Source organism: Pseudomonas sp. B21-054, from assembly GCF_026016345.1.
Lineage (GTDB): Bacteria > Pseudomonadota > Gammaproteobacteria > Pseudomonadales > Pseudomonadaceae > Aquipseudomonas.
Genome location: NZ_CP087204.1, coordinates 6,050,266 through 6,064,372, shown reverse-complemented (window position 1 = coordinate 6,064,372; position 14,107 = coordinate 6,050,266). Strand labels below are relative to the sequence as shown.

Genomic DNA, 14,107 nt, shown 5'->3' with positions numbered 1-14,107 from the left:
GCAAGATCCTTTATGCTGAGGGGGCGTTTTCCGTCACTTGGTCCAGGCCATGGCGGACCCGGTTGACCAAGGTATAAACCAGCAGGGCGGCAACCACCGCCATCACACCATCGACCCAGAGCGCCCCGAGCCAACCCAGGGCAATACCGGTCGCCAACACGCCAAACACAAAGGCCCGATCACTTTTTCCCATCGGCCCGTCATACCGCCGCGAAGCTCCCACCATCGCCCCCAGCACGCCGGCGTATTCGCTGAACAACGCCAACAGCGTGACCAACAACACGAGCAACAGACTGGCATCGGGAATCAGGGCAAAAGGCAGGATCAAGGCCGCGTCGGCGATGATATCGCATAGCTCATTCAGATAGGCGCCCAGATGCGATTGCTGGCCGAACTCCCGGGCGAGCATGCCATCCACGGCGTTCAGCGCCATGCGCAGGAACATCCAGACCGGCACCAGCACGAACACCCAGGGGTGACCGGCAAACCAGGCGATCACCGCCCCCACCAACACCGAAATGACACCGGCCAGCAGCGTGACCTGGTTGGCGGTGACACCCTTGTCGTAGAGCCGTTGGACCATGGGACGCAGCAGATTTTGGAAGGCGGGTTTGAGTTGGTAAATGGAAGGCATTGGAATGAGATCTCGGCCGGTTTCGGGGCTGGGCGTATGCAGATGCGAGATTACGATAGGTTGAGGGGTTGCTGGCGGGTATTTCTTTAGAATGAGCGCGGGTAGGCATCTAAAACGGGATTTACGGGTGTAAACCCCGGTGTGAGCGGGCTCAACCACACTTTTTGTGGTGAGGGGATTTATCCCCGCTGGGCTGCGCAGCAGCCCAAAAAAGTCAACTCGATTTACCTGGCACACTGAGTTGTGGGGGGCAGGGCTGCTGCGCAGCCCAACGGGGATAAATCCCCTCGCCACAAGAGCCCTGTTGCTCGCGATAGCGGTACATCACAATAGACCAGCAGTCTGCTAGCCTCCTACCCTCCCTCCAGGACGCGCATACATAAGGAGTGTTTCAAATGCTGCGAGTGGATTGGCTCGATAGCCACATGGATAAATGCGACCTGATGGCCGAGTGGCTCTATCGGGAGTTCAGTTATGAATTTGCCCAGCAATCCCTGGCCAGTTGGCAGCAGGAGTTTGCTGCCGGGCAGCGTGACGGTCGCTGGAAATGCCTGATCGCCATGGAGCACAGCCAGTTGCTCGGTGGCGCTTCACTTGCCAGTCACGATCTGGATGAGCGGCCTGAGCTGGGCCCGTGGCTGGCGTGCGTACTCGTCGCCCCAAGCGCCCGACGCAGAGGGCTGGCCGCGCAGTTGATCGAAGGCATCTGCAGTCATGCGCGAGAGGCTGGAATCACCACCTTGTTCCTGCACACCCACAGCCAGCGTGATTATTACGCCAAGCTGGGTTGGGACGTGCTGGAGCGCTTTGAGGCTTGGGGGAAAGAGCAATGGCTGATGGCGCGGTGTTTATAGCCGCCGCCGGGGTTTGCATGCCTAGCGTTTAAATTTAGCGAATCGTCCTACGTCCACCGCTTCTTTCACTGACTTAATTCCTCAGCCATCGTCGGCAAAGTCTCGCGTTCGTCCCTGTCCCGCGAGACTCCCGCATGTTTGCCCGCGACAAACTCCTGGTTTTGAACAACATCGGCTGCCTGGTATTGGCGGCCATGGACCCCGAGCAGCCGGATGTCGAAGCGGTACTGGCGGACTTTCGCACCTGCCTGAACGACTACGACGCCTGGGCTGAAAAATTCTGGGCCGGCTGGGCGCTTGACCTTGAACAGGTATTCAAGGTCGGCAACGAGGTGTCGCTGGCGGCGCCGAAGAATCTTGATCAACCCATCAGTGCCACGGTGGCCGCGTGTCCGGCGGGTGGTCCGCTGACGTTGGTGCACATGTTCCAGGCGGCGCGCTTTGTGCCGATTGGCGACACCCCGGTGATGCTGGAACCCGTCATCGGAGGCGAGCCCGGGAAGGAAACGTTTGGCGAGCCAGTGCACCACGTCATTGGCCCCAGCGGCGTCCTGGAGATCCCCGAATGCTGGCGTGGCGGGCGCTACCGCATCACGTTTTTCCCCCATGTGACGGCCGACCACGTCAAGGCGCTGTATGCGTCTTACCAAGGGGTGATGGATGAACTTGAGGGGTGGCTGAAGGCCGAGTGGGACGAGTTTCAACCCCTGTGGGCGGAGTTTTCCGACGCCGGGTTTCGCGACCGTTATGACCTGTTGCAGCAGGCCGATTGGCGCGGTTTTGAAAACGCCCTGCAGCAGCTATGGGATGACGTTAAACAGGTTTTCGAGCTGTTGGCCGATCTGCAGGCCAGCAGCGAAAAGCTTCTGGAATACCTGACCCAGGTTGAACTTGAGCAGTTACTGAACGCTTCATCCGCGGCCATCGCCAAAGGTCTGATGGTGTTGAGTGACGAGCCGTTGCTCTTCGTTCACATGGTGGCATTCGTCAGTTGGCTGCGGATGTTGCCGCCTCAGTACATGGCCGAAGTCGTGGGCGAAATGCGCGCTTCGGTGCTGATCAATTTCCTGTTGATGCGGCTGACCGGCGCCCTGGGCATGGGCGTGCGGATGAGCGGCAAGGTACTGGGTCAGCTCCGCTCGGAGCGGGCTCGCGAGTGGTTGACCGCATCAAGCCTCAGGTTGACCAAACGCCCTGCCGATCGGCTCAACCAGCATGCCGATGTGCTGAAACCAGTGATGGTCAGCGCCCAGCGTGCACCGTTGAAGCCGACGCCTGTCGGACCTCTGCACATCACCCCCGAGCATTCTGCACCCTTGGCGGTCAGCAATCCGGCCGCCGTGGCGCGGGAAAAATCCCACGGTTCAACCCGGCTAAGCAAACACGAACCCCACGACGACGCCCCGGCGCAATCGAAAAACCCCAACGGCGACAGTGCCGACACCGCGGCCCAGACCCAAACCAGCGGCTGCCCGGTGTCGATGGTCACCGGCGAGGAACTGCTGACCCTGGACGACGGCACCCTCAATGGTCCCCTGCCATTCGTCTTCACCCGCCTGTACCGCACCAGCGCGGTGGACCTGGACATGGGCCTTGGGCGCGGCTGGAGCCATGCCCTGACGCACCGCTTGCTGCTCGAAGGCGAGCAGGTCATCTGGATTGACCAGGAAAACCGCCGCACGACCTTTCCGCTGCCCAACGAGCAGCGCCCGGCGATCCACAACAGCCTGGCCCGCGCAGCGATTTACCTGGGGGCCGAGCCGGACGAACTGATCATTGCCCAGCCCGGCGAAAACGCCCCTTTCCTACACTTTCGCGACGGTCATCTGACCGCCCTCAGCGACCGCTACGACAACCGCCTGACCCTGCAGCGCAACATCCACGGCGACATCTGCCGCCTGGACAACGGCGCCGGGCGTGCCCTGCGCTTGCGCTACGAGCAGCGCCACCTGATCGCCATCGACTACCAGAGCTTCCACCCGGCCCTGACCCTGGATGACGCCTGGCGCACCGAGCAAACGCTGGTTGCCTACCGCTATGACGCACGTTTCCGACTGATCGAAGCGACCAACGCCGCCGGGGAAAGCGAACGCTACGACTACGACGACCAGCACGTCATCCTCCAGCGGCAATTGGCCGGCGGGGCGAGTTTTTTCTGGGAATGGCAAGGGGCCGGGCGGGCGGCTCGCTGCGTCCGGCATTGGGCCTCGTTTGCGCAGATGGACAGCCATTACAGCTGGGACGAGGACGGCCGCGTCACGGTCCAGCACCTCGACGGCAGCCAGGAGGTGTATGTCCACGACGACCGGGCGCGACTGGTGTGCCAGGTCGAGCCCGATGGCGGCGAGCACCTCAAGGCCTATGACGCCCAAGGCCGGCTGATCGCCGAGCAGGACCCGCTGGGGGCCGTCACCGAATACCGCTACGACGAAGCCGGCCGGCTGGTGGCGCTGATTCCACCCCTGGATGAGCCGACGTCCTACGAATACCGCAACGGTTTCCTACATGCCCGTTGTCGCGGCAAAGCCGTCTGGACCTACCGGCGCAACGCTTTAGGCGACGTGACCGAGCGCATCGATCCAGATGGCCAACGTACGGAATATGCCTACGACCCCCAGGGGCAACTGCTGTCGGTGGATTACCCGGACGGCAGCGCACATCGCTTTACCTGGAATCGCCTGGGTCAGTTGACGGAAGAAACCCTGCCCGACGGCGGCCGCCGGTGTTTTTCCTACGACGCCCTGGGACGTCTGCTGACCCGCCAGGACGAACACGGCGCCCTCACGCACTACCAATGGGACGCCGTCGGCCGCCTGCTCCAGACCACCTTGCCGAGCGGGGCGACCCGGGCCTGGAGCTACAACGCCTACGGCAAGGTCACCAGCGAGCGCGACGAGCAGGGCCGCGTCACCCGCTACGAATACGCCGACGACCTGCACCTGGTCAGCCGTCGCCTCAACCCCGACGGCACCGAGCTGAAGTACCGCTACGACTCGGCGCGGCTGTTGCTGACCGAGATCGAAAACGAATCCGGCGAAAAATATCAGCTGGACTACACCCCCAATGGATTGATCCGACAGCAGATCGGCTTCGACGGCCAACGCACCGCCTACGTCTACGACCTTAACGGCCACCTGCTGGAGAAAACCGAACACGGCGACGACGGCAGCCCACTCGTCACCGCCTACCAGCGCGACGCGGCCGGGCGACTGCTGCTCAAGACCTTGCCCGACGGCCAGGCGATCGAGTACCGCTACGACCGGCTCGGTCGGCTGGTCCACGTCAACGACGGCAGCGATCATCCGCTGGCCTTCGAGTACGACGCCCAGGACCGGCTGATCACCGAGCACCAGGGCTGGGGCACCCTGCGCTATGGCTACGACGCCTGCGGCCGGCTCAACCACCTGCGCCTGCCGGACCACAGCTCGCTCGACTACCACCACGCCCGGGGCGGCGTGCTGAGCGCGATTGACCTGAACGGCACACGCCTGACCGCGCATCAGTTTGACGGCGGTCGCGAACGACAGCGGCAACAGGGCCTGCTGCGCAGCCACTACGACTACGACGAACAGGGCCGCCTCACGGCCCAGACGGTGTGGCAACACCAGCAACAACTGTTCTGGCGCGACTATGCCTACAGCGCCAAGGGCAACCTTGAGGCTCTTTCCGACAACCGCAACCGCCGCAGTTACCAGTACGACTCGCTGGATCGCCTGGTGCGCATCGACGCTTCCCACAGCGAACCACCGGAACACTTCGCCCACGACCCGGCCGGCAACCTGCTGATGCAGGACCGCCCCGGCCCGACCACCGTCAAAGGCAACCGCCTGCTGATGCAGGGCGACCGCCACTACGACTACGACGCCTTCGGCAACCTGATCCGCGAACGCCGCGGCAAGGCCCACAGCCTCGTCAGCGAATACCGCTACGACAGCCAACACCGCCTGATCGGCGTCACCCAGCCGGACGGCCGCGAAGCGTCCTACCGCTACGACGCCTTCGGCCGACGCATCAGCAAGACCGTAGATGGCCTGACCACGAAATTTTTCTGGCAAGGCGACCAACTCGTCGCCGAAAGCAGCCCGCGTCACCACCGCAGCTACCTCTACGAACCGGGCACCTTCCGCCCACTGGCGATGCTCGACGGCAAAGGCCTGAACGCCTGCCCGTTCTACTACCACCTCGACCACCTGGGCACCCCCCAGGAACTGACCAACTACGGCGGCCAGATCGTCTGGTCGGCGCGCTACACCGGCTACGGCAAAACCACCGAACTGGTCCACGGCGGCGGCGAGCAGCTGGAACAACCGCTGCGCTTCCAGGGCCAATACTTCGACCCGGAAAGCGGCCTGCACTACAACCGCCACCGCTACTACAATCCCGAAACCGGCCGCTATCTGACGCCTGACCCGAGCAAACTGGCGGGTGGGCTCAATGGGTATCGCTACACCGTGAACCCGACGGGGTGGGTGGATCCGTTGGGGTTGGTGGATTGCCCGGGGAAGGGAGGGTGTCGGCCGGCGGTTGGGGAGCAGGATCCGGCGGGTAAGGTAGCTGTTAGTCAAACAGAACCTAAGCTACCTACTCCTAAGAAAGAAGAGGATTTTCTGTATCGAGGTGATGAACGAGATCCAGAAGATGTTTTTGAAAATGGTTTTAAAAGCAAAGGTAAAAGCAAGGATCTATTTTTACACTCTTTGGATAGTGATTGGCCTCCTAGTTATTATATTAGTACCTCCTATTCAAGAAATGCGGGGAAGAAATTCGCCACAGGTGATTACACGAGGATAGGATACTTGTATACGTTGCAAAAAATCCCAGGGCATGATCTACAAAAGGAGCTGGGAGCTGCATATTTGTTCGGAGCTGAAAAAGAGATTGCAATTCCAGGTCGTATAAGTAATGAGGATGTACTGGGTGCGACCTTGATACTTGATAATGGAAAGGAGTTTGGTTACTCCATTCCTAACCCTAACAGGAGGATAAGAAAATGATTTCTAAGGTGGAGGTGTGTGTATCTAAGGGTGGAGAAAAAGAAAGCGCTTATTTAATGTGCGATTCTAAAAAGATTGCAATTACTTTCTGTGCGGCGGATGGTGTTGATAGGACTTATGTGGGTAGTAATTTTTATAAGTGCTTTGCGAGTCTTCGTCGAGACAATCCAGATGTCACCTTTTTCTGTAAGGGTGCCAAGAAAAATGTTCATCCGTCTGGCATGTCGACACAGATGTCACTTGGACTAAAGGCGTATGAGCTGAGAATGGGTGTCACTCCATCGCTCGATGATATTGTTTATATATTTGAATATGATGATAGTAACTTGGCAAACGATCCGAATGAGCAGGAGGTTTTTTTTAAGAATTGGGTTGATTCTCGTTTGGCATAGCTGTAAGCATGTTATGACAATTCCTTCTTCGGGAATAAAAAAGTCTTGCTTGGCAAGACTTTTTTGTGCGAGTCGGCAGCATGAGATCAGGAAGAATACTTACGGGCGAGCGATTTCGTGGTGGCCTTGAAAATGTCCACTGCACTCATATTGCAAAAGGTCCATCTTGTAGGAGAGTCAAATCTATAGCGATAGTATGGGTTGCATATCGTAATTTCTACAATTCCCCAAAGGAAGACTCCCAGCCACATTGATGAAACCCATGCGCAATTGGCGAGCGTTATGTTGGCATTCTGCTGCCCCTGTGGATCATTGCTTAAGTGGTTTATGGCGGATTGGACTTGAAGTAAGCAGTAAGAATCTAAAATCAAGTTTGTTACTGGTAATAAGTATCCATCTCCTAAACCCTCAAAGGGTAGAAAGCAATAAATTGCTATGCATCCTGAAATTATTAGCCCTGAGGCTAGTAGGCGTGGACTCCACTTGTATTCTTTGTTGTGCGTCTTTAGTTGATGGTCTATTTTCATAAGCAGTGAATATATAAAAAATAGCCCAAATAGGGTTCGTATAAAAGGAAGGATCTTCGCGTTTGTTGTGACTCGGTATGTCTTCCAGTTTTTGTATGTCCAATAGAGTAGGTAGTATCCAAGGGTTAGCCAGAACATAAAAAATAATTTGTTCTTCGATACTATTTGGAAAATTGGTTTGGTCTTGGTGGGAGGCGGTTGGGTTATATAGGGTGTTTCTTTTAAGTTTATGGTCATATTTAGGCCGCTTTGATTGATCGCTTATGGTGCTGGCATGGAGCGGGCGGGCAACTGCCGTAATCGTTCAGGCAGCCCCGTAAATCCGCAGCATCGCCTCCACATCCGCCCGCTTCTGGCTCATGGCCGCCGCCGTCAATGAACCAATGGCGCTGCCCAAGGCAAGGATTTTGTCGAGGCCTCTCGCGGCCTAGGGGGAGGCGGGAGACTTTGCCGCAGGCGGCTGGGGAAATAAGTCAGGAAAAGAAGCGGTTGGTGTAGGGCAAATCCTTAATTCGTCCGGCGCGCTAGGCATGCGCCGAACCCCTTGTGGGAGCGAGCTTGCTCGCGATAGCGGAGTGTCAGTCACATCAATGGCAGCTGATCCACCGCCATCGCGAGCAAGCTCGCTCCCACAGGTTTATCGGTGATTCGCTGGCCGTTACTCACCCCCAGCCATTAAAAAAAACCACCCCTTTGGCACCAATAACATCGTTTCTCGACCTCGCCGCTTTTCCCTATATTGGCCCCCAGATCCGGCGGATGGCTCAACGTCTGCCCCCTCAGTGCGAGTAGTCCGAATGAACAATAAACCTGACAGCGCAGGGCTTGATAACGCGGGAGCGGGAACCCGGGCGGTTTGGGGTGGGGAGCAAGTCAGGCACCCCTACAACGCCACGCAAACCCCCATCGTGGTCAGCGCCGCCTACGGTTATGACGACATCGACGTCTGGTACGACGTCGCCCTGGGCAAGGCCCCGGGCTTTATCTACAGCCGCATGAGCAACCCCACCGTCGAGACCCTTGAAGCCAAGATTTGCGAGCTGGAAATGGCCGAGTCCGCCGTGGCGTTCAGCAGCGGCATGGCGTCGATCAGCAGCGTGCTCTACACCTTTCTTTCTCATGGCGACCGGGTGGTCTCGACCAAGGACAGCTACGGCGGCACCAACAAGATTTTCGAAGAGTTCCTGCCGCGCATGGGCGTGGACGTGACCTTATGCGAGACCTTCGACCACGAAGAAATCGAGCGTGAAATCGCCAAGGGCTGCCAGTTGCTGTACCTGGAAACGCCCCACCAACCCGACCCTGAAAATCCTCGATATCCCGCGCCTGGTCGCGGCGGCCAAGCGCGTCGGCGCCGTGGTGGTGGCGGACAACACTTTCGCCACACCGCTGAATCAGACCCCGCTGGCCCTGGGCGTGGACGTGGTGATCCACAGCGCGACCAAATTCCTCAGTGGGCCATGGCGATGTACTCGGCGGTCTGGTCTGCGGCAGCGAAGCATTGATGACCAAGGTTCGCCACTACCGGGAAATCAACGGCGCGACGCTCGACCCGTTCTCGGCCTACATGATCATCCGTGGCATGAAGACCCTGGTGCTGCGCATGCGTCAGCAGCAATCCAGCGCCCGGGCCCTGGCGGAGTTCCTCTGCACCGAACCGCTGGTGGAGTCGGTCAATTACCCCGGCTTGCCCAGCCACCCGAAACCACGCGGTGGCCTGCGCACAGATGTCCGGTTTCGGCGCCATTGTCAGCTTTGTCCTGATCGGCGGCATGGACACGGTCAAGTTGCTTTTTGCCGCGCCTGCGCTTCGCCCATTGCGCCGGCAATCTCGGTGCGGTGGAAACCATCTACGGCCCGGCACGCACCACCAGCCACGTCGAAAAACACCTTGGAAGAGCGCCTGGCCCTGGGCATCTCCGAAGGGCTGGTGCGGGTGTCCGTGGGCATCGAAGACACCGACGATCTTGTCGACGACCTGAAGCAGGCGTTCGCCTTTGTCAAAAAGCTGCGGGATGAACTGCCGCAGACAACCTCAACCAATCAAGCGTGCACCGAAACAGCCAGTTGAAGTTTTAACGTTAATACCCCACGACAAGGCGGTCAGTGGGGCGTTCATGAATAGGAATAATAATAAAGCGTAGCGGCGACCCGTTTTGACTCTGCCTGGTTATTCAGCGCAGACGTAAAGACGCGCCCTAACAACTTTCATGAGAACAACTACCATGTCCATAAAAGAACAACAACTCAACACGCGTGCCGGCTTCAAACAGGAAATGCAAACGCGGCACATCGTCATGCTTGCACTGGGTGGCGTGATTGGTACCGGGCTGTTCCTCACGTCCGGCTACACCGTTAACCAGGCCGGCCCCTTGGGGGCGGTGATTGCCTACATCATCGGCGCACTCATGGTGTACATGGTGATGATGTGCCTGGGTGAACTGGCGGTGCAGATGCCCGAAACCGGTTCGTTCAGCACCTACGCCACGCGTTTCCTCGGCCCGGGCACCGGCTACACCGTAGCGTGGTTGTATTGGCTGACCTGGACCGTGGCGATCGGCTCGGAATTTACCGCCGCCGGTATCTTGATGACGCGCTGGTTCCCGGACACGCCCGTATGGATCTGGAGTGCGTTGTTCGCCGGCTTGGTGTTCCTGACCAACGTGGTCTCGGTGCGCTTGTTCGCCGAGACCGAGTTCTGGTTGTCGCTGGTCAAAGTGTTGACCGTGGTGGTGTTCCTGCTGATCGGCGGTGGCGCCATCCTTGGATTGCTGCACATCGACCAGGCCCACAGCATCGGCCTGAGCAACTTCACCCGCGAAGGCTTGTTCCCCACCGGGTTCATGCCGATTGCCATGACGCTGCTGGCGGTCTCGTTTGCCTTCTCCGGCACTGAACTGATCGGCATCGCCGCCGGTGAAACCAAAGACCCGCAACGCAATGTGCCACGGGCCATTCGCACCACGGTGCTGCGCCTGGCGATCTTTTTTGTCGGGACCATTTTCGTCCTCGCGACCCTGTTGCCCCGTGAGCAGGCCGGGATTGTCGAGAGCCCGTTCGTCACCGTGTTCACCTACATCGGCATTCCGTACTCGGCGGACATCATGAACTTCGTGATCATCAGTGCCTTGCTCTCGGCCGCTAACTCCGGTTTGTACGCCGCCTCGCGGATGCTCTGGACCCTCAGCGACCAAGGTCACCTGCCCAAGCAATTCTCAGCGCTGACCCGCATGGGCACACCGCTCAACGCGATTATCGTCAGCATGGCCGGTGGCGCCGCCTCGTTGCTCAGCAGCGTGTTCGCCGCCGACACCATCTACCTGGCGCTGGTGTCGATCTCCGGCCTGGCCGTGGTGGTGGTGTGGATGAGCATTGCCGCCAGCCAGATTGCCTTCCGCCGGCACTATGTCGCCCATGGCGGCGATGTGCGCGACCTCAAGTTCCGCGTTCGTGGTTATCCGTGGGTGCCGCTGGGGGCGTTGATTTGCTGCAGCCTGGCCTGCGTCGGGATTGCCTTCGACCCGGAACAGCGAGTGGCGCTGTACTTTGGCTTGCCATTCATCGCCTGGTGCTATTTCGTGTACTTCATTACCCGCAAAAGCCGCGAGCAACGCTTGTCGGTGGCCTCCATGGCACAGCCGTCCGATGCGTTCTAACCAGCGCTGAAGCTGGCCAGTGCGCTCGGTGGAAGGGGTGTCAATGAGGTCAACACCATGAAGCAAAAACCATTACCCCCACTGAACTGGCTGCGGGCCTTCGAGGTGTCCGCCCGCTGCCTGAACTTCACCCATGCTGCCGAAGAGTTGTGCTTGACCCAGGGCGCGGTCAGTCAGCAGATTCGCCAGTTGGAAAGTCACCTGGGGGTGGCACTGTTCAAGCGTTTGCCCCGTGGCCTGGGCTTGACCGAGGAAGGCCAGGCCTACCTGCCGGTGGTGCAGGACGCAATCACGCGACTGGCGGTGGGCACCAACGAGATCTTTGGTCAGCACAAGCGCCGGCCGATCAAGGTGCGCGGCAGCCTGGCGTTTTTCGTGCACTGGCTCGCACCCAAGCTGGTGGATTTTCGTCAGGCCCATCCCCAGGTCGACATCCGCTACATCAGCAACATTTGGGTCAAGGAACTGGACGGCGAAGATGACATGGAAATTCGCTGGGGCCACGGTCAATGGCCTGGCCTGGTGTCACAGCGACTGACCTGGGACAGCTTGTTCCCGGTCTGCTCGCCAGCCCTGATGGCGAGTTCGCCACTGAAGGCGCCGGCGGACGTGGCAAAGCATCCGCTGCTCCACGTCCTGGGCTACGAAGAGGGTTGGGGTTATTGGCTGAACATGGTCGGCGCGGACAGCGTCGATTCTTCGACGGGCATGCAGTTCGACACGCTGGTGTGCACCTTGCGCATGGCGGAGCTGGGGCAGGGGATCGCCCTGGCGCGCTCGTCGATGGTGGCTGACCTGCTGGCGGATGGGCGCCTGGTCGAACCGTTCGCCCAGCGCATCGAAGCCAGCGAATCGTTCTACCTCGTCCGCGGTTCTGGCACCGAGCAACACCCCGACGCGGTCATGTTTGCCACCTGGCTGGTCGAGCAGGCACATCGTTTCAAATAATTGGCCGGAGCCAACCATGCGCTATGTGAGTACCCGAAATTCGGCCGTGCAGGTCGATTTCGAAAAGGTCGTGTTGTCGGGCGTGGCCGAGGACGGCGGGCTGTTCGTGCCCCTCGAACTGCCGTTGTTCGAACCCCAGGAAATCGCCAACTGGTCGACCCTGTCCTATGACGAACTGGCCTACCGAGTAATGAGCCCGTTCGTGGGCGAGGCGATTGCCGAGGACGATTTCAAGCGTCTGCTCAAGGACGCGGGTCGCCACTTCAGCCATCGCTCCCTGGCGCCGCTGCATCAAGTGGATCGCAACGAATGGGTGCTGGAACTGTTCCACGGTCCGACCCGTTCCTCGAAAGACTTCGCCGCCCAGTTGCAGGCGCGACTGGTGCAATATTTCCTGCAGAAAAACCAGCGTCGCGCCGTGGTGATCGGCGCCACCAACGGCGACACCGGGCTGGCGGCCATCGAAGCCTTCAAACACTGCGAAGAAACAGTCGTGGTGGTGATCTACCCCGAGGCCGGTGTACCCCACGAACAACTCCAGCACCTGCAAGCGTCGGCCCATCCCAGGGTTCATCAGTTCGCCGTCAACGGCAGCTTCGACGAATGCCAGACCCTCGTCAGCCGACTGTTCCGGCACTGGCCGTACGCCGGGCACGAGGCGATCAGTTTCAACTCCAGCAACTGGGTCGGCGTGTTGGCGCAACTGGTGTTTTATTTCCATGCCGTGCTGCAACTGGGCGGCGGTCAGCGCCCCATTGGTTTCAGCGTGCCGGCGGCGAGTTTCGCCGAGGTCTATGCCGGCTACATTGCGCAGAAGATGGGCTTGCCCATCACGCAGATGATCGTGGCGACTAACCAGAATGACGCCCTGCATCAGTTGTTCCTCAAGAATCACTACTCCCGCTTGCGCGCCAACAAGACCCTGTCGCCGGCCATGGACCTGTCGATCTTCTCCAACCTGGAGCGGTTTCTCTGGGAGCTCTACGGGCATGACGACCAGGCGGTGAGCGCGCTGATGGCCACGTTCGAAAGCAGCGGCGAGATGACCCTCGCCAACGAGTTCTGGTTGCAGGCGCGGATGATCATCGACTCTTACGCGGTCAGCGATGAACAGACCCTGGAAGAAATCACCTCGCTGTACCGCGACACCGGCTACGTCATCGACCCCCACACCGCCACTGGCGTGCTCGCGGCGCGCTTGTACCGGCGCAGCCTGGTGGCGCCGATGGTGACCTTGGGGGAAATTTCCGCGGCCAAATCGGCGGCGCTGCTCGGCGAACTAGGGATCACCATTGCGGCGCAACAGCCTCCAATTTCCGAGCATGGCCCGGCACAGATCCATCGCATCCAGCCGGACGACCTCAGTGCTCTCCATCAACTGCTCGGCGCGTTGTAAGGAGGCCCCATGAAGCGAATCCTCGACCCCCTCGACGAACGCATCATCGCCGAACTGCGCCTCAACGCCCGCGCCGCCCACGCCGAACTGGCGGCCAAGGTCAACCTGTCCCGCAACGCCGTACGCCAACGCATCGAACGCCTCGAACGCGACGGCGCGATCCAGGGTTACACCGTGCGCACCGGGGAGGGCGCGCACGCGTCGTCGAACATCAACGCCGTGATCTTCGTCTACCGCTACGACCGCATGCGCGGCGCCGAAGTGCTCCAGGCCCTGCGCGCCATGCCGGAAGTGCTCCAGTGCGACGTGATGAGCGGCGAGTTCGATTTGATGCTGCGGGTGGGCGCGGCGAACCCGGAGCGGGTGCACAAAGTCTGGAAAGAAATATCCGCGTTGCCCGGGGTGGAGAACACCGTGACTTCGTTCGTGTTGTCATCCGTCGTCTAGCCAAGCTCTCCCCCCAAACAATGACCCCCTGTGGGAGCGAGCTTGCTCGCGATAGCGGTAGACCAGTCAACATCAATGTCGCCTGCCCTGGCCCCATCGCGAGCAAGCTCGCTCCCACAGGGTTCTGTGCCCGGCCAGGGGTCAGCATGCGTTCAAACGAAGCCCCTGCCAGCCACAAACCCTGTGGCGAGGGGATTTATCCCCGCTGGGCTGCGCAGCAGCCCCAAACAGGTAGAACTCAATCAACCTGACACTCCGT

Annotated in this window: 9 protein-coding genes and 2 pseudogenes; 10 read left to right on the top strand and 1 reads right to left on the bottom strand. The window is 59.8% G+C overall.

Annotation, left to right across the window (positions count from 1 at the left end; all coding sequences use genetic code 11):
* Positions 1 to 10: 10 nt before the first annotated feature.
* Positions 11 to 634, bottom strand: a complete 624-nt coding sequence (locus tag LOY70_RS26310; RefSeq protein WP_265030861.1) for a CDP-alcohol phosphatidyltransferase family protein — start codon at positions 632 to 634, stop codon at positions 11 to 13.
* Between the two features lie 395 nt (positions 635 to 1,029).
* Here LOY70_RS26310 and LOY70_RS26305 point away from each other — a divergent pair, with 395 nt between their 5' ends.
* From LOY70_RS26305 to LOY70_RS26270, 10 genes and pseudogenes are all read left to right on the top strand, one after another.
* The gene (locus LOY70_RS26305) at positions 1,030 to 1,488 is read left to right on the top strand and encodes a GNAT family N-acetyltransferase (RefSeq protein WP_265030860.1); all 459 of its coding nucleotides are present in this window, start codon (positions 1,030 to 1,032) and stop codon (positions 1,486 to 1,488) included.
* Between the two features lie 134 nt (positions 1,489 to 1,622).
* Positions 1,623 to 6,482 (top strand): RHS repeat-associated core domain-containing protein, encoded by a 4,860-nt coding sequence (locus tag LOY70_RS26300; RefSeq protein ID WP_265030858.1) that lies wholly within the window; start codon positions 1,623 to 1,625, stop codon positions 6,480 to 6,482.
* A complete protein-coding gene (locus LOY70_RS26295) occupies positions 6,479 to 6,874 on the top strand; it encodes a hypothetical protein (protein WP_265030856.1) in 396 nt (131 codons plus the stop codon). Before LOY70_RS26300 ends, LOY70_RS26295 begins: the two co-directional genes overlap by 4 nt.
* 1,324 nt (positions 6,875 to 8,198) lie before the next feature.
* Positions 8,199 to 8,639: pseudogene (locus LOY70_RS30315) on the top strand (PLP-dependent transferase); the annotation flags it as partial.
* Between the two features lie 7 nt (positions 8,640 to 8,646).
* Positions 8,647 to 8,799 (top strand): annotated as a pseudogene (locus LOY70_RS30310) (PLP-dependent transferase); the annotation flags it as partial.
* A 106-nt stretch (positions 8,800 to 8,905) separates the two neighbouring features.
* Complete coding sequence (locus LOY70_RS30305) at positions 8,906 to 9,472, top strand: PLP-dependent transferase (protein WP_413776619.1); 567 nt, start codon at positions 8,906 to 8,908, stop codon at positions 9,470 to 9,472.
* Between the two features lie 154 nt (positions 9,473 to 9,626).
* The gene (locus tag LOY70_RS26285) at positions 9,627 to 11,057 is read left to right on the top strand and encodes an amino acid permease (protein ID WP_265030854.1); all 1,431 of its coding nucleotides are present in this window, start codon (positions 9,627 to 9,629) and stop codon (positions 11,055 to 11,057) included.
* 57 nt (positions 11,058 to 11,114) lie between these two features.
* Positions 11,115 to 12,005 carry a LysR substrate-binding domain-containing protein gene (locus LOY70_RS26280; RefSeq protein WP_265030852.1) on the top strand — a complete coding sequence of 297 codons (891 nt, stop codon included), beginning with the start codon at positions 11,115 to 11,117 and terminating at the stop codon, positions 12,003 to 12,005.
* A 16-nt stretch (positions 12,006 to 12,021) separates the two neighbouring features.
* Positions 12,022 to 13,401 carry a threonine synthase gene (gene thrC / locus LOY70_RS26275; RefSeq protein WP_265030850.1) on the top strand — a complete coding sequence of 460 codons (1,380 nt, stop codon included), beginning with the start codon at positions 12,022 to 12,024 and terminating at the stop codon, positions 13,399 to 13,401.
* Between the two features lie 9 nt (positions 13,402 to 13,410).
* A complete protein-coding gene (locus tag LOY70_RS26270; RefSeq protein WP_025215687.1) occupies positions 13,411 to 13,848 on the top strand; it encodes an Lrp/AsnC family transcriptional regulator in 438 nt (145 codons plus the stop codon).
* Positions 13,849 to 14,107: the final 259 nt, after the last annotated feature.